17 protein-coding genes and 1 other RNA gene are annotated in these 20,876 nt (G+C 65.5%); 13 read left to right on the top strand and 5 right to left on the bottom strand.

What is annotated here, in order from left to right:
* Position 1: 1 nt before the first annotated feature.
* Positions 2–2,074 carry an AIPR family protein gene (locus ASC77_RS16370; protein WP_056155257.1) on the top strand — a complete coding sequence of 691 codons (2,073 nt, stop codon included), beginning with the start codon at positions 2–4 and terminating at the stop codon, positions 2,072–2,074.
* Positions 2,075–2,310: 236 nt separating this feature from the next.
* A complete protein-coding gene (gene dcm, locus ASC77_RS16365) occupies positions 2,311–4,215 on the top strand; it encodes a DNA cytosine methyltransferase (protein ID WP_056156535.1) in 1,905 nt (634 codons plus the stop codon).
* 5 nt (positions 4,216–4,220) lie between these two features.
* On the opposite strand, the gene ASC77_RS16360 is transcribed toward dcm, so the two are convergent.
* The gene (locus ASC77_RS16360; RefSeq protein ID WP_056155254.1) at positions 4,221–5,510 is read right to left on the bottom strand and encodes an ATP-binding protein; all 1,290 of its coding nucleotides are present in this window, start codon (positions 5,508–5,510) and stop codon (positions 4,221–4,223) included.
* A gap of 26 nt (positions 5,511–5,536) precedes the next feature.
* Between ASC77_RS16360 and ASC77_RS26235 the strand changes: the two genes are divergently transcribed.
* From ASC77_RS26235 to ASC77_RS16350, 4 genes are all read left to right on the top strand, one after another.
* A complete protein-coding gene (locus ASC77_RS26235) occupies positions 5,537–6,049 on the top strand; it encodes a very short patch repair endonuclease (RefSeq protein WP_082574828.1) in 513 nt (170 codons plus the stop codon).
* A 39-nt stretch (positions 6,050–6,088) separates the two neighbouring features.
* Positions 6,089–6,475: RNase P RNA component class A (rnpB, locus tag ASC77_RS18900), an RNA gene on the top strand.
* 55 nt (positions 6,476–6,530) lie between these two features.
* Entirely contained in the window at positions 6,531–7,049 is a 519-nt protein-coding gene (locus tag ASC77_RS26740; protein WP_056155251.1) for a hypothetical protein, read from the top strand.
* Positions 7,050–7,083: 34 nt separating this feature from the next.
* Complete coding sequence (locus ASC77_RS16350) at positions 7,084–7,560, top strand: Ltp family lipoprotein (protein WP_082574949.1); 477 nt, start codon at positions 7,084–7,086, stop codon at positions 7,558–7,560.
* 179 nt (positions 7,561–7,739) lie between these two features.
* Here the strand turns inward: ASC77_RS16350 and ASC77_RS16345 are convergent, their stop codons facing one another.
* Positions 7,740–8,822 (bottom strand): tyrosine-type recombinase/integrase, encoded by a 1,083-nt coding sequence (locus ASC77_RS16345; protein ID WP_056155248.1) that lies wholly within the window; start codon positions 8,820–8,822, stop codon positions 7,740–7,742.
* A gap of 570 nt (positions 8,823–9,392) precedes the next feature.
* Here ASC77_RS16345 and ASC77_RS16340 point away from each other — a divergent pair.
* Positions 9,393–10,133, top strand: a complete 741-nt coding sequence (locus ASC77_RS16340) for a hypothetical protein (protein WP_056793439.1) — start codon at positions 9,393–9,395, stop codon at positions 10,131–10,133.
* On the opposite strand, the gene mobF is transcribed toward ASC77_RS16340, so the two are convergent.
* Positions 10,057–13,413 carry a MobF family relaxase gene (mobF, locus tag ASC77_RS16335; RefSeq protein ID WP_156391133.1) on the bottom strand — a complete coding sequence of 1,119 codons (3,357 nt, stop codon included), beginning with the start codon at positions 13,411–13,413 and terminating at the stop codon, positions 10,057–10,059. The genes ASC77_RS16340 and mobF overlap by 77 nt on opposite strands.
* A gap of 272 nt (positions 13,414–13,685) precedes the next feature.
* On the opposite strand from mobF, the gene ASC77_RS16330 reads away from it, so the two are divergent.
* A complete protein-coding gene (locus tag ASC77_RS16330) occupies positions 13,686–13,901 on the top strand; it encodes a helix-turn-helix domain-containing protein (RefSeq protein ID WP_056155240.1) in 216 nt (71 codons plus the stop codon).
* 641 nt (positions 13,902–14,542) lie between these two features.
* Here the strand turns inward: ASC77_RS16330 and ASC77_RS16325 are convergent.
* A complete protein-coding gene (locus ASC77_RS16325; RefSeq protein WP_156391132.1) occupies positions 14,543–14,923 on the bottom strand; it encodes a hypothetical protein in 381 nt (126 codons plus the stop codon).
* Between the two features lie 205 nt (positions 14,924–15,128).
* Here ASC77_RS16325 and ASC77_RS26735 point away from each other — a divergent pair, with 205 nt between their 5' ends.
* The 4 genes from ASC77_RS26735 (at position 15,129) to ASC77_RS26730 (ending at position 18,160) form a co-directional block, all read left to right on the top strand.
* A complete protein-coding gene (locus tag ASC77_RS26735; protein WP_156391131.1) occupies positions 15,129–15,650 on the top strand; it encodes a hypothetical protein in 522 nt (173 codons plus the stop codon).
* A 203-nt stretch (positions 15,651–15,853) separates the two neighbouring features.
* Positions 15,854–16,474 carry a hypothetical protein gene (locus tag ASC77_RS16320; RefSeq protein ID WP_056155233.1) on the top strand — a complete coding sequence of 207 codons (621 nt, stop codon included), beginning with the start codon at positions 15,854–15,856 and terminating at the stop codon, positions 16,472–16,474.
* Entirely contained in the window at positions 16,471–17,274 is an 804-nt protein-coding gene (locus ASC77_RS16315) for a hypothetical protein (RefSeq protein WP_056155231.1), read from the top strand. Before ASC77_RS16320 ends, ASC77_RS16315 begins: the two co-directional genes overlap by 4 nt.
* Before the next feature lie 187 nt (positions 17,275–17,461).
* Complete coding sequence (locus tag ASC77_RS26730) at positions 17,462–18,160, top strand: hypothetical protein (RefSeq protein ID WP_156391130.1); 699 nt, start codon at positions 17,462–17,464, stop codon at positions 18,158–18,160.
* A gap of 120 nt (positions 18,161–18,280) precedes the next feature.
* On the opposite strand, the gene ASC77_RS16305 is transcribed toward ASC77_RS26730, so the two are convergent.
* The gene (locus ASC77_RS16305; RefSeq protein ID WP_082574826.1) at positions 18,281–19,456 is read right to left on the bottom strand and encodes a tyrosine-type recombinase/integrase; all 1,176 of its coding nucleotides are present in this window, start codon (positions 19,454–19,456) and stop codon (positions 18,281–18,283) included.
* 373 nt (positions 19,457–19,829) lie between these two features.
* On the opposite strand from ASC77_RS16305, the gene ASC77_RS16300 reads away from it, so the two are divergent.
* Entirely contained in the window at positions 19,830–20,876 is a 1,047-nt protein-coding gene (locus ASC77_RS16300) for an Ig-like domain repeat protein (RefSeq protein WP_056155221.1), read from the top strand.

Genomic DNA, 20,876 nt, shown 5'->3' with positions numbered 1-20,876 from the left:
CATGGAGCTGAACGAGTTCAGGGCCGACTTGCTCAACCGCGCGATCGCGAGAGCGTCAGTCGATGGCATGTTCACTGCGGACGCCTTCATGGCCGAGGTCGCAGACCTCCTGATCGGCGCTGAGGAGGTCGGCAGCCTCGACCTCCTGTCGTTCTCAGGAAGCGGTCGAGGAAATAAGTCGCTCGCTGTGCATGGCTACGACCGGGACGACCACGACATGTCGGTTTCCTTGGTCGTCATGCGTTACGTCGGTGACCCCGAACTCCCGACAATCAACTACTCAGATGCTGCAACGCGGCTGAAGGCACTCGTGCAGTATCTGGGCGAGGCTCTCAGCGGCGACTTCCTGATCGACCGAGAACCTGCGACCCCCGAATATCAATTGGCACAAACACTCCGTGAGCTGGCATTCCGCACCGGTGATGACGCTATAAGCCGATTTCGGCTGTACCTCGTCACAGACGCAGTACTCAGCGTTCGCGCCAAGGCTATCGAAGCGTCGGAGATCAACGGGATACCCGTTGACTTCCACATCTGGGACATGCAGCGCTTCCTCCAAGTGCATCAGTCGGGCCAGGGACGTGAGCCCTTGGAGCTAGACCTGCGCGAATGGGGTGTACCCGGAGTCCCGGCGCTCAAGGTCGCGGACGGCGCTGGAGACGTCACGACTTATCTCGCAGCGATGCCGGGAGGCCTTCTCGCGTCGCTGTATCGGCAACACGGCAGTCGGCTCCTTGAGGGAAACGTGCGGTCATTCCTCACGATCAGAGGCAAGATCAATAAGGGGATCCGAGAAACGATCACCAAGGATCCCGGTCACTTTCTCGCGTACAACAACGGCATCAGTGCCACGGCCTCCAGTGTGGAGTTCGTCGATGGCTCAATCCATGGGATCACTGATCTGCAGATCGTCAACGGGGGTCAGACGACCGCATCGCTCTTCTACGCGCGCCACGGTGGCCGCAACGTCTCCTTGGACGATGTCTTCGTGCAGATGAAGCTCGTCGTGGTCTCACCGGACGAAGCACGCGAGATGGTGCCGCGGATCAGCCGCTTCGCGAATAGTCAGAACGCGGTCCGAGAGGACGACTTCTTCTCCAACAGCCCGTTCCACGTACGTATGGAGGACTTGTCGAAGCGTCTCCTCGCTCCCGCCAAGGCCGGCGTGAACTACCAGAGCAAGTGGTACTACGAACGAACCCGTGGTCAGTATCTGAACGAGCGGAACAAGCGGACCCTGGCTGAGCAGAAGAAGTTCGAGGCCGAGTTCCCTCGTGCTCAGATGATCACCAAGACGGACGCGGCGAAGTATGTCGTCGCGTGGGAGCAGGCTCCCCACCTGGTCAGCGGCGGTGCCCAGAAGAACTTCAAGGGGTTCGCATCGTTGGTCGCGGATAAGTTCGTCCAGCAGCCGGAGGCGTTCAACGAGAACTACTACAAGCGGCTGGTCGGCAAGGCGATCCTGTTCAGCGCCGTGCGATCGGCGATTTCGAAGGCCGACTGGTACGAGGCTGGCTACCTGGCGAACCTGACGGCGTACGCCGTCGCAAAGCTCTCCCTTGAGATCTCAAAGGACGAGCGAGCGAAGTCATTCGACCTCATACGGATCTGGGACAACCAAGGGGTCAGCGAACCCGTGTTGAACGAGGCGGTGACGATCGCCCGACTGGCTCTAGATGTTCTCACCAGCGAAGACCGGCTCGTGGTGAACGTGACGGAATGGGCGAAGCGTGAGGCGGCTTGGAAGCGCTTGGCCGCCATCAGGTATGAACTCAGCGACGCCTTCATTCTCGATTCGCTGCCGACGCGGACCAACGCGTCCGGACAGAAGGCAGTCACAGTGCGTGATCGCTTTGATCCGGAGATCTCCGAACGACGCCACGTGAATGACGTGGGTGAGCACGCGTGGAAGGCCGTGCGCTCATACTTGGGAGAGCACTCACTTCTGTCGAACTCGGAGCAGAGATGCCTGCGTGAGGTCATCCCGACGCCAACCCGAATGCTCGATCTGGACGTCGCACGCGAACTCCTTCGTATATACGTCAAGGCTGTGAACAACGGCTATAAGGAGTAGCCCACGACGCGGTGGCGGGGCGGTACGCGTCGACCCCTGCGGGCCACGCGGTGAGGCGCCTACGTCACCAACCTCGGCGGCAGCGACGAGACCTTGGCCGAGGTGTGCGTGCGGCAGCCGTCGTACTTCTCCCACCTGTCGACCGTCCTCGACGAGGTGCCGGTCGAGGAGTGGCGAGCCGCGTTTCGACACCAGATGTGTCGGCGCGGATCCGTAGAATCAGCGGCGTGACAGTCATGGATCCCCGCGCCCCGCAGCGCATAGATCGTGGCCGGGCGTTGCGACTGGCGAAGCACGAGGATCACTGCGATGACGTAGAGAGCCTGGTCGCTCTCGCACGCCGTCTGAGGGACCGGACCCCCAGTCAACTGTTGGCAGCCGACCTGTTCTCGGGAGCGGGTGGCATGAGCCTTGGGCTCGAAGACGCGGGAATGAAGGTCGTGTTCGGCGCCGACTTCGATTCCGAGGCCCTGCAGACTCACGCACACCACTTCGGCGGAATGTCAGTCGGGTGGGACCTCGGCGATCCCGACAAGGCGGAGGAGGTCGGGCAGATCCTTCGTGCGGTGAACATTGACGTCCTCGCCGGAGGACCCCCGTGCCAGCCGTTCTCCAAGGCTGGGCGCTCCGGGATGCGCTACCTCGTCCAACACGGACTCCGTGAACCTCACGATCGGCGGCGGGATCTGTGGCAGTCGTATCTGGAGATCGTGCGCCTCGCCAAGCCACGAGCGGTGATCATGGAGAACGTCCCTGACATGGCGCTCGACCGCGAGATGTTCATCCTGCGGTCCATCGTTCGCAGGCTGGAGGACTGGGGCTACTCGGTACAGGAGCGGGTGGTCGACACCTACCGATACGGCGTGCCGCAGTTCCGGCAGCGCCTCATCCTGGTTGCGCTCGCGGGCGGCATGGACTTCGAGTGGCCCGAAGAGTCGAGCGCGAAGGTCACGCTGGGGAACGCCATCCGCGATCTGCCTCCGGTCGGTCCCAAGGAGGGATGGCTCTCTGATGAGACGCGTCAGGTCTGGCGCAAGTACAACGGGCCAAGGACCGCGTTCCAGCGTGAGATGCGCGCGGCGGTGCCGTCGGCCCACGCTGATCGCATCTATGACCACGTCACCCGCCGAGTGCGGGATGACGACGCCGAGGCCTTCGAGTATCTGGACACGAAGACGAAGTACTCGGAGCTCCCTGAGGAGCTGAAGCGATACCGGGATGACATCTTTGATGACAAGTACAAGCGCCTCGACGCTGACGACCTGTCTCGGACGATCACCGCCCACATCGCCAAGGACGGGTACTGGTACATCCACCCGGAGCAGAATCGAACGCTCACCATCCGGGAAGCCGCACGGATCCAGACCTTTCCTGACCATTTCCGATTCGCGGGGCCACCCACCGCGGCATTCCGCCAGATCGGCAACGCGGTACCACCCCGGCTGGGCCTGGCCATCGGGTCAGCCGTGGCAGGCATCCTCCGAGACGGAGCGCACGGGGTCGCCGTCACTACCGAGATGACTCGGTCGGGTCTCGCTAGGTGGGGTCGCGAGTCGCACTTGGTCAGCCCGTGGTTGAGGTCCGGGTCCCGTTGGCTGGTTGTCCTCGGCGATGCGCTCCTCGGTGACGAGTCGGGGACGACAGTGGCGGCGCTGTGGCCCTTGCTGTCGGAGTGGTCGACGCCCGAGCTTTTCGCCGCTTCGGCGGACCGGGCTATCGAGATCGGCTCGTGGCTGAACAAGGCTGAGGAGGTCGGAGCCCTGCTGGAGCTCGCCAGAACTGTCTTGGACGAAGGGGGCTCCCTTGACGACGATCATCTCGCCCAACAGGTATCGCGCGGTCTTCTGCGCCGCGCCGCGTCGGAGCTGGCGATGATTGCTGATCCCGAGGGGGAGGAACCGGTCATCGCGAACACCGCGGCGTTGCGTGTTGCGGGCCGATTCTTCCAAGGCACCGAGCGGTGGCTGAAGAATCGCAACTCCGACGGACGCATCGCAGTCAGCCGCCTCATCGGATTCGACGAGGAGAGCCGCCAAGCCCAGATCGCCCTGATCGAGCTGGGTGCGCGCCTTTGCACTCCTAAGGCGCCAGGCTGCACCGCATGTCCGCTATCCCAGTGGTGCCGGTACGCCGAGCGCTGACTGAGTCAGAGATCGAGCTGTTTGGCCAACTCAGGATGCCGAGTGCGCAGTGTGTCCAAGGCACCCCGGAACTCTGCCAACGACCTGTCCTGGATGAGCGCGGCCTTCAGTGCAATGCCGACATCCCGAAGCGCCGTTTCCGATGCCTTGGAATTCTTCGTGGCTGGGTCGGGCCGCCCGCCGGAGTTCGCCGATCGACGGTAGGCGTCGTCAGCCAACACGCAGAGTTCCTGGACTGGACGCTCCAGCATCTGGCGGAGGGCGGGCGGAAGGTCGACACTCATCTTCGCGACGTTGATCTGGAACGACTCGTCGAGATCCGTGTCGAAGTCGATCGCCCCGCGCGCCAACTTCGTGTGTTCGTCGATTCCTCGAAGGCTTGACCACCCACCGTGCTGCACCAGCCGGTCCGCCCGGTAGATGTAGAGGCCCTGCTGGCGGTTCCACTTCAACGGACCGGACATCCTCTCGAACTCCTCGACAGAGGAGAACCGATCCCGTGCCGGCAGTACGACCCCCCGGAACCGGACTTCGGACGAGCCGTTGACCGTCTCGATCTCGAAGAGATGCTCCTGCAGGACCGTCCGCTCCGGCTCCTCCGGCGCGAAGGGATCCCAAGGTCGCAACTTCTCGTCATCGACGCAGATCACCACTTCCCCACGACCCGTGACGTCACCGGCGATGAAGCGGTGGAAGACCATCGCCAGATGATCCGCGGTCTTGCCCGCCAGCGACCGGAGACGACGGCGGCCCCAGCCACTCTCCGCATAGCGCTCCGGGAGAACTCGATCGAGGTCTTCCCAGATGACCACGGTTCCCGGTGACTCTCGCAGGAGATCCTTCGCGCGTTCGATGGCGGGCGATGACTCACCGGCCGTGATGTCCCAACGGTCGCTTCGAGCGATCCGGTTGAGGTCGAGCGTCATGACGTGGAAGGTCGGGCGCTTGGGGGTGGTCCTTGTGACCACCGTCAGCCGGCGGCATTGTGAGAAGGTGCCAGTCTTCAACCCGAGTCCGAATCGGCCCAGTTCATTCGTCTCGTAGCTCCGCCTAGTGCCGAAACGCAGCGCCTCGATCAGGTCGCGTTCCGACATGCCGTCGCCGTCGTCGCTGATCAGCACATACGAGCCGTTGGGTTCGAAGTGCGTGTAGACGTTCACCCGCGACGCGTTGGCGGTGACGGCGTTGTCGACAAGGTCCGCGATCGCGGTAGGGAAGTCGTACCCGATGTCGCGTAGGGAGCCTGTGAGCCGCGCAGCGGAGGGCGCGACCTCGTATGTCTTGGTTCCCGTCACCGGATCGTTCCTCCTAGTGTTGAAGCATGCCAGGCGAAGATGGTCCCACCCGGATCCGTCTCGGCGTGTCTAACCGAAGCTATTCGGTGCCACCGACACCTGATGCGCCGGTCTCGCCGGCGGCGCGCCGAACGATGTTGGCGAACAAGCGACGAGACACAGGCCCTGAGCTCGCCGTGCGGTCCATCCTGCACCGAGCGGGCATGCGATTCCGGGTCGATCATCCATTGCCGTTCGCCCCCCGACGACGAGCCGACATTGTATTCACTCGAGCCGGCCTCTACGTCTTCATCGATGGTTGCTTCTGGCACGGGTGTCCCGAGCACTTTGTGATGCCGAGAACCAGATCTGACTTCTGGCAGAACAAGATCGACGGAAACCGTGATCGAGACAGAGATACGGAGGCTCGGATCCGAGCACTCGGCCTCACATCTCTCCGGATCTGGGAGCACGTGCCGCCCGTCGAGGCAGCTTCGTTGGTCGTCCAGTCCTATCGCGACTGCCTGAACAGGGAACGGATGGGGCTTGGTAGCTCCTAGTCGCAACGGGACCGGGAGGTCGTATGCTGGCTGAGCGGATGGGCTGGCCGGGCGATCGCGTCGCACTCCTTCAGGAGGACGTCGAGGAAAGTCCGGGCTCCACAGGGCAGGGTGGTGGCTAACAGCCACCCGGGGTGACCCGCGGGACAGTGCCACAGAGAACAAACCGCCTCTCCTCGGAGAGGTAAGGGTGAAACGGTGGTGTAAGAGACCACCAGCGGACTGGGTGACCAGGCCGGCTAGGTAAACCCCACTTGGAGCAAGATCAAGAAGTTCGGAGCCCTCGGGCATCGGATGCGCGCACGTTCGAGGGCTGCCCGCCCGAGTGCGCGGGTAGATCGCTGGAGGCCGTCGGTAACGGTGGTCCGAGATGGATGGTCGCCCCTCTTCGGAGGACAGAACCCGGCTTACAGGTCAGCCCGTCCGCATCCAATGGCGCGACCAGTTCGGATTGGCCTGGCTAGAGGTTAGGTTCACAGGCATGAGCGAACCGACCTCGTCGGCCACGCCCGGTGAGTTGTTGCTCCATCCGATAGCCCTCATCGCATTGGTTGTTCTCGTCGTCAACGACCATTGGATGAAGGCGGCGTGGCCAGGGACAGCTGTTGGGAAGATCTCCGATTTCGCCGGACTCGTGGTGTTCCCGCTTGCCCTTCTCTCCCTCGTCGAGTTGGGGCGTCGAGCCCTTCATCGTCCTGCCACCGGTAGCTTCGACTCGATAGCCGCGGTGATGGTTTGCGGTCTCGGCTTCCTGTTTGTGAAGACGACAGAGCTGGGTCGCGACGCGTACGCGTGGGCAGTCGGCTCGGTTCGGTGGCCGGTCCAAGCCTTTGGAGGCTGGCTACATGGCGAGGAACCTTCTCCAGTCCATCCGATCGGCGTGGTTCGAGATGTCACGGACCTAGTGGCGCTGGCCGCGCTTGTTGTCCCGTATGCACTTATCCGTTCTCGAGCGCGGAAGTTCGATGAACTCGTGTCCGCCGACCTTGAGCAGGACTAGGCTCCGGCAAATCGAGACCTTACGGGAGGCCAAGATGAAGAGTTCAGGTTCGAAAGTCAGGGCGCTTGCTGCGGTCCTCGCAACTGTGGCGGCGCTCGTGGCGACGGCGGCGTCGTCCTCAGATTCGTCCGACGGGGACAAGGAGGCGGGCATCGGCCAGGGCAGCAGCGAGAAGGCAAAGCCATCCGGCCCGAAGTTGACTGTTTCGCAGCAGAACGCCGTCGACTCTGCGGAGAGCTACCTTAAGATGGGGTCTGGTTTCTCTTACCAGGGTCTGATTGACCAATTGTCGTCGAAGGCCGGTGATGGTTTCTCGAAGAAGGACGCCAAGTTCGCCGCCGATTACCTCAATGTCGACTGGAAAAAGCAGGCCGTTCAGTCTGCGAAGTCCTACCTCGACATAAGCAGTTTCTCGTGCAGCGGGTTGGTTGACCAACTCTCCTCGTCTGCGGGTGATCAATACACCAAGGCGCAAGCCAAGTACGCCGCCAAGAAGGTCGGGCTTTGTTAGGTTGCGGCCCTAGCGGCCGCAGCCCGCAGTAGAACTCGACGAGCTACTGATCCCGCGGTGATTGGCTTCCAAGTAGTTGGTCGAGCGGTCGTGCGACGTCGCCGTTCCCGGAACACTCGGTGACGTGACGGGCGACCGACCACGACCGCTCCGCAACTCTGACGGCGGCATCCGCACCTCTACAGCCCGAGCTCGATATCGATGGCCGTGCGCGTGCGGTCGTCCGAGTCGTGCCAGAGATGAGCGTAGGTCTCGAGCGTCTCGCTCGGTGAGGCATGTCCGAGCCGCGCCTGCACCGTCCTGGCCGACTCGCCGAAGCGGATCAGCAGCGACGCGTAGTAATGCCGTAGCGCGTGCATGCCCGTGCCGGTCAGCTCGCTCAGCCCCGCCGCTTTGGCGGCCGGACGCCAGACGTGCCCGAAGGCCGATCGCACGATCGGCCTGCCAGCAAGTGTGAAGACGAGACCGTCCTCGGCACGGTCGTAGGTCCGTAGATGCTCGTCGAGCGCCGTGACCACCACGCGCGGCAGCGGAATGATCCTGCGGCTCGAGTGCGTCTTGAGGGGGCCGAACGCGGTCGTAGCCCCGGGGAGCGTCCGGAGCTGGCGGTCCACGATCACGACTGGGTCATTGCCGTCGAGACGTAGGCGGTCCTGGGTTACTCCGAAGACCTCACCCTGGCGCATCCCGGTCCGGGCGGTGAAGGTGACGAGTGCGCGCAGTTCGTGGGGAACCTCGGCGCGGAGTCGGGTCACCTGTTCTGTGCGTAGTGGCACGACGAGCCGGCGCTCCCGGGCGGGAAGCCGTGTTCCTTCGCACGGGTTCGTCGTGAGTCGTCGGTCGCGCACCGCCGCGAGGAAGACGGACGAGACGATGCCGTGGATCACGCGGACCGTAGAAGTGGCCAGGCCGGCGGTGGTGCTCAGTGTGCTCACCCAGGCCTGGATGTCGAAATGGACGATCGTCCCGAGCCGTCTGCCACCGAGGGTCGGGTAGACATGTCGGCGCAACATGGTCTCGACGTGTGCGCCGCTGCTCGTCCGATGGAGCCGTATCGACCTCCATACCTCTTCGTACTCGCGAAAGGTGACGTCGGCCTCCAGCTCGTGAGTACGGCGCCCGCTTGCGCTCGCCGCGGCGACCGCATCGAGCCAGCGCTGGGCGTCGTCCTTCCGCAGGAAGTGTCGGGCGTGTTCGCGGCCGGTCGAGTCGCGATAGCGGGCGCGCCACCGGCCGTTCGGCCGTAGGGCGATGCTCCCCATCGAGCTCCTATAACTCTCGCGCCGGCACCTCACTGGCCAGTCCAGCCGACGATCGTATCGGCGCGAGAGCGGAGCCGCGGTGGTGCGCCAGAGCGGAGCGATGGTCGATCGTTCGGATCGTGAGACGTCGAACACGCGGTTTCAGTACCGATTCGGCACCGACTGTCACGGACTGTCACGGACTGTCACGGACTGTCTCGGGTTGGCTCGGAAGCTCGAAATTCCGTGGTTGACGCGCGACTGTAGGCGGCGCATCGTAGGGATCTGCTCAATGTCCCGACGTGGGTACGGATGGACGCGGGCGTCTCGTTGTGAGCAGGGACCATGCGTGTCTTTTCGGGGGTCGCAATGGATGTTGCGGAACGACTCGGCGTCGGTGACCTGGAGTCGCCCCGAATGCGGGCGGCTCGTCGCTCCTGGACACGCTGGTGCGCTGCCGCTCCGGAACTCGCTGTCGTTGACACGCTCCCCGAGCTTCCTCAGTGGACACGTGACGCAGGCAGGGCTGAGGCGGATGGCGTTCTCGCCACCCTCGCCGGGTTGACGGCTTGCGACGGTGACGCGGCGTCCGTGCTTGCGTGGCTGCTAGTCCCGGGGGCGAACCGGATCGCCGGCGAGCTGAGCGACCTGCATCCCGATATCGGGGGGCTCGTTGCTGGTCAGCTGTGGATTGAGGTGTCGCAGGCGCATCGTCTAAAGCCTCGTCGAGTCGCCGCGACGATCTTGGCGCGAACGCGCCGAGAGGTTGCCGCCGAGCTGGGTGTCGGCGATCTGGCGGCGAGGCGTGATCGAATCTGGGCGGAGACGGTGCGGGTCGAGAACGATGACGAATTGGCTGTGCCCGTCGACGTCCACGAGTCGCTGGATGATCTCTTCGATCAGATCACAGACCTGATGATCGAGGCCATGGATGCCAACGCCATCCATGTCTTCGATGCGTGGCTCCTCGGCACGCTGGCGAACCTTGCTGCACAGATGGACGCTCCAGGGCACCGTGGCCGGATGGGGCTGACGGCACCAGCCGTCGTCGACAGGCTCGCCGACGTGGTGCATCTGTCTCCGCGTGCGATCAGACGCCGTGCCTCGGCGGCGCTCGACCGATGGACTGAGTACGTGGCGGTGAGGGACGACCCGGAGCGGTTCGCGGTGTGGCGGGCCCAGCACACCAGCTGCCCGGTCACGCCCGCCGAGGAGATGCAGCTCGTGCTGACCGAGGAGCACGACGCGCACTTCTTCAGAGTTCGAGACCTGCCGCCGGATGCGTGGGCTCCGGACGTGTCCCCGGAGCGGCGACGCCCCGCCATTGGGTGACCGTCCGCTGGACCCGATAGTCGAGCGCCTCCGTCGGCTTGTCGTTCGGAAGCGGCTTGGCGAGTGCACGGCGGAGGATCATGGCGGCATTGAGTCCGGATCGCTGTGCTGCGTCGAGTCGCTGGGCCACCTCCAGGGTGTGCTCGTCAGAGCGGCCGAGTTGGTCGCTGACTCGCTGCTCCCAGGTGCGTACGGCGGGTGGGTAGAGGTCGTGCACCTCGCGGAGAAGACCGCGAGCGAAGCGAGCCGCGGTCGGCTCGTCGACGGCCGGACCGAGCAGGCTGCGCTCGCCGGCGGGTACGCCGCTGGCAGCGCGCCACACTGTGACCGCTTCCCGGAGTTCGGTTGTGAGGATCCCCTCGAAGCGGGCCAGCGTGTCGGGGAGTGCCGCGGTCGCGCGCACCCGGTCGGCGAGCTCGGCGACGTGGTCGGCTCGAGCCGTGAGGTAGCTGCACCATTCTGGGTGCCCGCGGACCGTGCACGGGATGTCCGGCAGCCACGGCAGTGGTCCGCTCCCCGCGGCTTCCAGCGCGGCATTCGCGTTGGCACCGATCAGACGGTTGGCTGCCGTCTCTACGGCGTCCGCGTAGCGCCGCGCAGCGTCGCGGAGTCGGGCGGCCGCGCTCGTGGAGTTCACGAGGACGCTGGTCGCTGAGGTTGCTGCGCCATCGCGGTCGACGATCCGGTCGAGGGTCTCGACAGCGGAGAGTTGTTCGTCGATGCCGGGGAGGAACTGCTCGGCCGTGTCGTCGGCTTGGTCGATGACGAGGTGGAGGTGGTTCTCCTCGCGGCCGCGGGTGAGCATCGTGTAGAGCAGCTGCCGGTCCTCGGTGCCGGTGACGATGCCGTGCATGACGTCCGCGGTGCTGCCCTGGGCGGTATAGACCGTCGTGGCGTATCCGAGCTCGACGTGGCGGGTGACGTACTCCGGCGGCAGAGTGACCGTCAGTCGCGAGCCCAGGTGTCGGGCGGACAGGCTGCCGTCGCGGCCGACGGTCGTGACGGTCCAGCGGTCACCGTTCTTGACCCAGTCGGTGCCGCTGACGGCGAGCCGGCGGTCGTTGTGCCGGGTCAGGATCGTGTCGCCGACGGACGCGCGGTTGCCGTCGACGAGGTCCACCTCGTCGGTCGGCGGCGAGCCGGCACTCCGGGCTGTGCGTGCGCCTCGGTTGAGCCGTGCCACGAGTTCGCGCGTGGGCGCGAGCATCAGGCACTCACGTCCGACGGCTCGCTCGGCCGTCCACTCGGTGAGGACCTCGCTGATGCTCGTGTCGGCGTCGCCGGTGTGGATCCGGTCGTGGTCGAGATAGAACGCGACTGCGGCTCGGTTGCCGGCGCGCAGGTCGAGCGAGGCCGTGGCCTCGACGGGGTCGGCGAATCGGACGACCTCCTCGAGGCGTACGGCGCCGTGGGTGGTGGCGACGTCACGCAGCACTCCGCCGGCGCCGATAGCTGCCAGCTGCTGGTCGTCTCCGATGAGCCGGACGCGTGCACCTCGGTCGCAGCAGGCGGCGATGATCCGGTCGAGCGTCGGGGTGTCGGCCATGCCGGCCTCGTCGATGACCACGACGGTGCGCGGTCCGATGTCGAGGTCTGCGGCGGAGGCGAGGAGGTGGTCGAGCCTGGCGAGCGTCTCCGTCGGCATCCCGGTCGCTTCACGCAGGACCGCGGAGGCCGCTGCCGACGGCGCTAGGCCGATGGTGGTGTAGCCGAGGTCGCCACAGACGCGTGCCAGCGCGCTCATTGCGGTGGTCTTGCCGGACCCGGCCGGTGCGAGGGCCAACGCCACCTGTCGCGGGTCGCTGAGCATGGCCAGCACGAGCTCGCGTTGGCCTGCGTTCAGGCGCGCACCGTCGAGCTCGGCCTTCATGAGCGACAGCTCGATGTCGATCGGGTCGATCGACGTGCCGCACGGCTGGCCAGCCGCACGGACGATGCGCTGCTCGGCGTCCAGGATCCGCTGGCTGGTGAAGTGGTCGGCACCGGTGTGGCGATAGACGCTGGTGCCGTCCGAGCGCCGCAGGGCTGCCGGTTCGGTAACCGGATCGCGGTCTGGGGTCAGGTTGATCAGCATCCGGGTCGCGGTCTCGACGAGATGCTCGACGACCGCGTCGACCTGATGCGCAGGTACGTCGATGCCGCGTACCTGGCGCTGCGCCTCGGCGTACAGGTGCCAGGACTGCCAGGTGGCACGACGGTCCTCAAGCTCGGAGATGACCCGGACGGCAGCCGCATCCAGCCAAGTCGCAGATACCTGCGGCTGGTCGATGGCGTCTGGGTGCAGCGCGGAATCGACCATCCGATTGAGCCCGAGCTGCCCCAGCTCCTGAACTGCCTCGGCCCGCCACGTCGTCCGCTGATGCGCCTCCGCGCGTGCCTCGTGCTTCGGAGCACGGGTCTCCAGATTGGCCCGCTGCTCCAGCGCAATGGACTCCTTGGCCGTCGGCGGTCGGCAATGCGCCACGGCGAAGTCCGCAGAGAGCGCGTCGACGCGGGCGTCGATGTCGCGACGACGGTGGGACCAGCGCTCGCACAGCATCGCGTCGACGTCGGCGATCTCCCGGACCGGACGCTTGCCCAGCCCGCGGCCGGTGTCGACGAAGCGGACTCCGAGCTGTTCGACGAGGTGGTGCTCGAGCGCAGTGTTGTAGGTCTCGGAGGCAGCCACGACGTACCGGTGCAGGACGGTGCCGTAGAGCGAGAGCCACTTGCCCTCCCGGGTCTGCACCTTGTTCGCGACCGCGACGTGGGTATGCAGGTCCGGATCGCCGGCGCGGGAGTCGCGGTGGGTGAAGGCCGCCGCGATCAGTCCGCGGGTCTCCACCTGTCGCACGCCGTCGGTGCCCTCGCGGGTGAAGACCGCGTGCGCCTCGAGGAACGCGACGGCGTCCGCGACCGCGGCGTCGTGAGCCTGCCGGATCGTCATTGCCATCTCCGGCGGAGCGACGGCCCACAGCGTCGACACGGACTTCACCGCCGAGAAGGTCAGGTCGAACCCAGCCACCGCGTCCGGCCGGTAGGCGCGGCCTAGTGCCGTGCCGCTCACCGGGTCTTGGCCGTGCCCGAAGAGGTTCTGCATCTGTGCGGCGGTGACCGGGTCACCGCCCTCGATGCCGGTGATGCCGACCAGGCCGGACCCGATCCACAGCCCGGGAGCCTCGCCCTTCACGGAGTAGTAGTCCGCCAGCTTGGTGCGGCCGAGTTCCGTGGTGTCGGCGGCCGCGACCTGCCGGGTCAGGTACTCATACCCCGACCCGGCGGCCAGCTTCTTCAGAGTCATCGTCACGCCCCTCAAGGCCGATGAGAGCCGGTGAGTGGCCACCCCGGGTCTGGAATGAAAGAGGTGTGTGTGGGATCGGTGGGTGGGAGGAACGGCAGAAGGCGGAGGAAGCGGGTGGGTTGCGCGAGGGCGAGGAGGGCCAGGAGGTGACGAGTGACAGGCCACGAGACGCGGAGAGAGTGGAGCAAGTTGGGGTGGCCACTGGAAGACAGCTCGGGGCCTTGAGGAGCGAAGGCGCCCAACCGGACCGCCGCTGACTCAGGAGCACCCGAATGGCCCTAACCATCAGCACCACTCGCCGCCTCGTCTCAATCGCCGAGGCCGCCGAGATCCTCGGCGTTTCGACCAAGACCGTCCGGCGGTTTATCGCGGCCGGCAATCTCGAGGCCGTCCGCCTCGGGCGGCGCACAATCCGAATCAAGACCGAGTCACTGGACCGCTTCATCGACGCGCATCCGATCAACACCTGGCGTGGGCGTAGTGCGTAGCCGGGTTTGTCGGAGACGATCGCGGCAGCTGGTACCGGCGCTCGTTGGTGCGCCGTACGCGCTGGAATGCGCGCCACCGTTGTGCACATGTGGGGATTAACCTGTGCAGAACTACGCGGGTGTAGTTCAGTCCGATTGGCCTCTACTACCCCAGCGCCCGGAGGGCTGGGTGGCGTCTGCTCCGGTTGGGGCAGATCCTCCGGCGCAGTCCTTGCTTCCTGTCGCTGAACCATCTAGGGCACCCTCCAGATGGGGGATGGCACGCGTCCCCAACAGCAACCGTGCGGGTGGCGCCTGGGCCAGATGAGGTGTGTCGCCGCTTCGCTGCGGTGGGACGCTGGTCGCGTCCGCGGCGGTGGGACGCACGTCGTTCAGAACGGCCGGCGAGTCAAGACGAACGGCTGACGTCAGCAGCCGACCGTGTGCCTATCTTCGGCGATATGACCTTTGCGTGCCCTACATGCGGCGACGAGCTGATCGTGGTCCCGAATGACGATCCTGCCTACGGCGCGCCGACGCTTTACTTCTGCGAGACAGCGGGCGCCGCGCATATCCCTCTGGGCTGGGCGCCCGACGGCAGCTCTTGAGAGCCCTTGTCGCGGCGAATGGACGCACCCGCGGTGGCGGGATACACCCACGTTTCACGCTAGGAAGCGTCGATTCCGGAAGTGCTCCCCATCGGCCGAATAGTAAGCGCTGCCCCTATCCATCACGTACGAGGTCTCCGATTCCTTGAACGGAGCCAGCGCAGCAGGGAACTTCTCGTTCGTCTCCTCGACTAGTTCCACCAGGCGCTCAGCGACTCGCTCAGCATCGTCGGGAGCGCAGACCGCGAATCCGGCACCCATCCACTCAATGATCGGGTCAGCCTCTGCCGCGTGAATGAACGCCACTCTCCAGACCCTGGCAGCTGGCCTATCGATAACGGGCGATACCGACCACATCCCCACCCGACCCGGGACGTACTGGTCGATGTCCGGCGGCAGGGCCCCGACGTGGGTAGCCCCGTACGAATCAGTCATGCCCAGCATCTTGTCAGGGTCCGACCCGGCTCTCCTAGACACAGAGGGGAGTCGACCAAAAGGGCAACGTGGCGGTCTGATGCACGAACGGTCGCCAGGACGAGATGTCACCTCCCGTGCAGCAGGCCCTCGGCGACTTTGGTAGTGAGCAAGTGCACGCAGTAGCGGACGCGCCGCGGACAGGACGACCGCTACGGTCCGGTGCATGGCAGACGAGTGGACAGGCGGACATCTCAACGACGGTGCCTGGTGGTGGGGGACGGCGCTGGACGGGATTGTCGGCGGGATCATTGGGGGCTTGTTTACGGCGTTTGCAGTTGTGCTGACAATCCGCCATGAGCGCTTAGCGCAGGTCCGCGCAAACGTGCGGGACTCAGCCTCCGCGCTCATTGTGTCCTCGGTTCTGCTGCCTGCGAAGGTCAGGAACAGCACCATCGACGATTCCGAGGCTGTGCAGGAAGTCTTGGCTCGCAGCATCGATCTCATGTCAAAACTCACTGGAAAGTGGCCATCCGTGGCGGTTGAACTCCAGCAACGAGTGGACCACCTTCTCGAGGTGTGGAGTGCCGCCCAGAAGACGGACATGACTTTCGGAACTCCTCCCGTATCAACTGCGGTGTCGGAGATCGTGATCGTCGCCAACAACTGGGTGATGGCAAATCCCAAGCCGGACAGACAACGAGCTCGTAAGGCGGCGCAGGGGCGAGCAACTGCCTGGGTGCGCTAGTAGGCGAGGATGAACTTAGGTAGTCGCCGATAAGCAACGGCAAGACTGGGGCATTTCACGGTGGTCGCCGTGTCGCGGCGGTTAGACGCAACCCGGGGCCTCGGCCCCGGGGACTGCTGGACCAGCTGGTCGGGTCGTCCGCCAGCTGATCAGCGGCCGTCGGAACTTCAGTCCGTTTGATCGTCTGCGATAGTTGCTTCCAGATGTGGTTCCAGTGGTTTCGCAAGGGGATGAGCGGGCTCGATGACGACGAGGCCCGTGCGATCCTGCGCGAGCGCGGTCTTGTTTGCAATTGGTGGCGAAACGCCGGTCTGATCTCCCCCGCGGAGGTAGCCAACAAACTCACTGCCGGTGCGCTTCAGGACCATCTCGACAAGTACCAAACAGTGCAGGACGAGACGCCATTCATATCTCTGACAGCGGGAGTTCGGATGCGCACGTCGCGTCCCCGCGGTTACGGCCAAAATCGCGTGGAAAGCGCACAGCGGACGGCATTGCTCTACGCGACGGACAATTTCCAGTCAGCGGGGCACATCTTTGCCGGTTGGGTTCCGGTCCTGCCGCACTCTGAGGTGAGGCTCGAGCCCTTCGCCGAGGACGTTCGGGATCTGCTGACCTACTCGCAGTTTCGGCGCTTCCACCGTCAGGGTGAAGTCACGGCGAAGATCCACGTGCCGATGGCGCAGCTTCAGTGGGTCGAGCGCTGGGAGCTTGGCGCGGGACGTTCCTCGGCCGTCGGCAGGCGAGCATATGTCGCTGGTCGATGGACAAATGGTCGTTTCGTCGCCCCAGAGGGGCATGCCGCAATTCGGGACGTGCTGTGACAGCGCTGCCGGTCGATTGGTTCGAGGTTCTCGACGTCGACCCAGAGGACGTCGCGCGAGTGGGCCACAGCTTGGCTGAGTACGCACTTGAGTATGAGACACCGGATCCGACGCAGTTCGAAGAAGGCGTTGTTGAGCGGGAGCTCATGTTGGCCACGACGTTGGCAGACGCGGCGACGCTACTTGTCCTCATTGATCAAGGCGTCGCATCCGAAATTCTCGCGCGAGGAGCCAGGCTCTATGAGCGTGCTGGCGCGCCGGAGGCATGGACACTCGGCCTCGCCAGCAACGGGTTCTGGCAGCCCTCGCGAGATGAACGCGATGGCTCGATGGCTCCGCCCCCGAGCGAACCGATCTCGTCGCTTGCCGCGCTCTACTACGACCAAGAAGTCGAGTTGGGGAACTTGCACACCCCGTGGCGTGCTGCCGGCGCGTTGCGAGACAACGCTGGCCTAGGTTGGAGCCTGGCGGGAGTACCCGCATCTATGTTCGAGCAGTTCGTCGCCTACGCTCGGGGCAGCCGGGTGGAAGCGATGGCCGGCGCACTGGATCGGATCGTCGAACGAGCCGACGAGCCGATCCGCTTCGCCCAGGAACTCGACCGTTGGCGCTGGCAGAGATTCCTCGCAGACGTGCCATTGATCGATCTTGAACTGGTCGCGCTCGGGCATGTCGCGTCGCGTGTGGATGGCGGCCTCATCGAGCAAGTGCGGAACCGCGACCTGTCGCCAGCACGCGTTGCGCTGTTGGTTGGAATGAGGCTCAGCGAGGCTCCACCTCCCAGAGACCACCTCGGATAGCTGTTCTGAGGCCACGCCACAGTGCGCGCAGGCTGCGTCTGTCTGGCGGACGAGACGTCGCACAAGCTTCTGGACAGCCGCTGGAGCCCAGGCGGCGGGAAGACGCGCTCCATGCGGGAGATCCACGAGGAATCGGTTCACGCCGAGGCTCGATACACCTAAGTTGTGAAGCGCGGCGTCGAAAGTCGTGACCTCTGTCTGGGAACTGCCAGAAGACGATCCGCACACCGGACAGCGTTTGGGCAGGGAGGTGGTTGTGGCGCGGAGCACACATCCGAGCCCTCTCGCGGTTTGGCAGGTTGTTGTCGGTCACCAGTTGAGGGAGCCCTCGGCAGCTGACTTTCGCAGCCGCTCAGAACACCATGCCTTGGCCAGCATTGGTGGCGCACGACTTCTCCTCGCGGCCGTTCTCGCGGCGGGTGAGAACGACGAGGGTCACCTATTGCTGACGGAGTGGAATGCCGCCGCACACGAGCTGGGCGACGTCTACCTAGGTGATCTGGAACAGGCAGTTTCCGAACGGTTGACGTTGGTGTACGGGTCTCTTGATACTGCGGTTGCCTTCGCCCGCGACGTCATCACGTCACGAAAGATCAGGTTGGAGATCGACGAGGCGCTGACCGGACGTATCCAGCAAGGTCTCGAGGCAGAGCGCCAGCGCCAGGACGCCGCAACGAAGAGCCGTCTGGAGCGTGACGCCTTGCTCGCCGAGCGAGCCGAGTCTCGGCTCCGCCAAGCGCGCGCCAAGCAACGACGTGATGCTGAGATGCGCGCCCATGAGAACACCAGAGATGCCTCAGATGCTGCGAAGCGGGCACAAGAGGACCGCAAGCGGCCGCCGGTCCACGACATTCCGTACAAAACGCAGCCATGGGAGGAGTGGTGATCTGGACTCGTGCGCGACTGCGCTAGTCGAGGTCGTGGCGCCATGACGCAGGATGGCAACCGCCCCCCTCGCGGCGGAGGGACCGTTCCAACCCGGTGGCCCCATCGCTCCCGTGGGGCTCTACGGTTCGCTCTGGCGCCAAGCTTCATATGTCGCGCCAATCCTGTCCGCGAGCGACTTGTCGCGATCAATGGTGGCGTGTTGGTAGATCGCCATTGCCGCCTGGGAGGCGTGGCCGGCGCGGGCCTGCAGTTCGGCGGCGGTAGCTCCGTGCTGGCCGGCCAGTGTGAGGGCGGTGTGGCGGAGGTGGTGGATGGTCAGATCGGGTCGGCCAGCGGCTTCGCGAGCGGGACGGTAGCGATCCATCAGGTAGCGAACGCTCATGTGGTCGGTCCTATCCCCGGGGAAGAGCAGTCCGGTCGGACCGGCCGCGGTGTGCTCGAGCAGGTGCTTCTGCAGGGCGGGCAAGAACGGCGGCGGGACGTGGACGGTGCGGACACCACTGGCGGTCTTGGGCGAGCTGATCACCCGACCGCACTTCCGGCAGGCACCGGGAGCGCCGGGCAGGACGTCCTTGTCGACCTTGCGGGTGACGCTGACCCTGCCGGTGACCCCGTCGACGTCCGAGCGCCGCAGCTCGAGGAGCTCACCCTGGCGAAGGCCGACGAATGCCGCGAGCACGATCAGCAGACGGAGCCGCTCGGGCATCGCGTCGGTGATGACCGCGATCTCCTCGAGCGTCGCCGGAACGGCGACACGTTGCACCGGAGCCGAGCTCGCGCCGCGGATCTTCGGCGGCACCCGGTCGATCAGCTCCTCCTCCTCAGCGGCCTGCAGGATCGAGCGCAGGAGCCGGTAGGCGGCGGCGTTCTGCGAAGAGGTCCTCGGATCGAGCGAGGCACGCCACGCCTTGATCTCCGACAAGGACACGTCGCGCAGCGGCATCTCACCGAAGTACGGGTCGATCCGGGTGGCAAGGAGCCGTTCGTAGTTGTGCACGGTGTTGGGTCGCAGGCTGCGCTCCTTGAGGTAGCGAGCGGCGAAGGTCCGCACGGTGTTGTACGCGGCCTCGCGCTGTCGGCGTACCTCCGCTGCCTTGCGCGCGGCCGGAGCGGACCAGACCTCGCGGTCGATCAGTGAGCGCTCCGACGCGAGCCATGCCTCCGCGTCCATCTTGGTGCCGAGGGTGCGCGAGTGCCGGGTCCCGTCGGCCATGGCGTAGCGCGCCCGGTAGGTCACCGTCCCGTTGGCGCCGACCCGACGCTCCACCTCTCCGAAGCCTCGTCTGCGAGTCATCGTCCCGAGTGTCCTTCCGTGCTTCTGCCTGCCGATGACCTGCTGTTCGACCCCCTGCTTGCGCAGCAGTGCTTGGGGGTCCAGTGGGGGAAGGAACGGTCACTTATGGGGGAATCTGTCCACAACTGACTCGTTGTTTTCGCAGGTCAGAGGCAGTTTACACCTCTACTCCAGGACAATTTGCAAGCAGGGGGTTAGGGGTTCGAGTCCCCTAGGCTCCACCATCTCTCCGGGACATCTCCTCGAGCCGCGACGGCCCTCGGGTCTGGACCACCCGAACGGATCACGGCGTTCTGGCCCGTGCCGGCTGGGGCTCCGATTCAATCGAACGGACACTGTCCCTCTCGGGAACCTCTAGTTCCAAGGAGCCTCTGTGCGCTCACGTCTCCCGCGGCTGACGGCTGTCTTCGCCGCCACTGCGCTCATCCTCGGTACCGTCGCGGTCGCCACCCCGGCGAACGCGATCGACCCGGGCAACGGCATCATCGCCCTCACCCTCGTCGACGACCTGGGTCGACCGGTCCAGGGCGCGGTCGAGCTGGTGCCCTCTGACGGGTCCGGCCCCGTCTCCCTCGGCGTTCCCGACGGCGGCGGGACCCCCGTGGCGGCCGCCTCGTTCGCCGAGGAGGTCCCGGCCGGCACCTACGGCGCCATGGTCATGGGTGGTTGGGCCGGGATCACCTGCGTCGGTCTGTCCACCTGCTCGATCGCGACCCTGATGGGTGGAGCGGGTCTCGCCGTCGGCGCAGGCGCCCTGACGATCACCGAGGGCGCCACGACGCCGCTGACGATCACCATCGCGACCCCCAGGCTGACCGGTACGCCGGGCGTCGGCCGGCCGCTCGCGGTCTCGATCCCCAGCTCGCTCAGTGAGCTGGGCGCTGCGCTGGGCGGCCTCGGTGGCATCGGCCTGGGGCTGTCGTCGGACCCCGTCGTCGCGTGGAACCGCAACGGCGCGCCGACCGGAGTGACCGGGCTGTCGTACACCCCCACCGGCGCCGATGCGGGCTCCACGGTCAGCGCCACCGTCACCTACCCGCCGCTCCTGGCGCTGATGCTCTCCAGCGTCGGAGCCGGCGTCGCGCCGGCCCCCTTCACGACCGCGGCCGTCAAGATCAACAAGCTCACCCCGAGCATCAAGCTGTCGGTGCCCGGCAAGGTCCTGCAGGGCCAGCGCCCGAAGGCGTACGTCAACGTCACGTCCGGTACGGCGCTGGTCGGCGGAGTGGTGACGTTCGCAGTCGACAAGCTGCGTGCGCAGCAGGGTGTGCTGCGCTCGGGCCTGGCGACGTTCACGCTGCCGAAGCTCAAGCCCGGCAAGCACAAGGTGACCGCGTCGTTCGCCGCGGCGGGCGCGTACAACGCCGCCAAGGCGACCAAGACCTTCGTGGTCAAGGTCAAGAAGCAGAAGAAGAAGTAG

Source organism: Nocardioides sp. Root1257 (genome assembly GCF_001425175.1).
In the GTDB taxonomy this organism is placed as follows: Bacteria; Actinomycetota; Actinomycetes; order Propionibacteriales; family Nocardioidaceae; genus Nocardioides.
The sequence above is the reverse complement of the archived record's forward strand: the minus strand, read 5'-3'. Positions and strand labels throughout refer to the sequence as shown.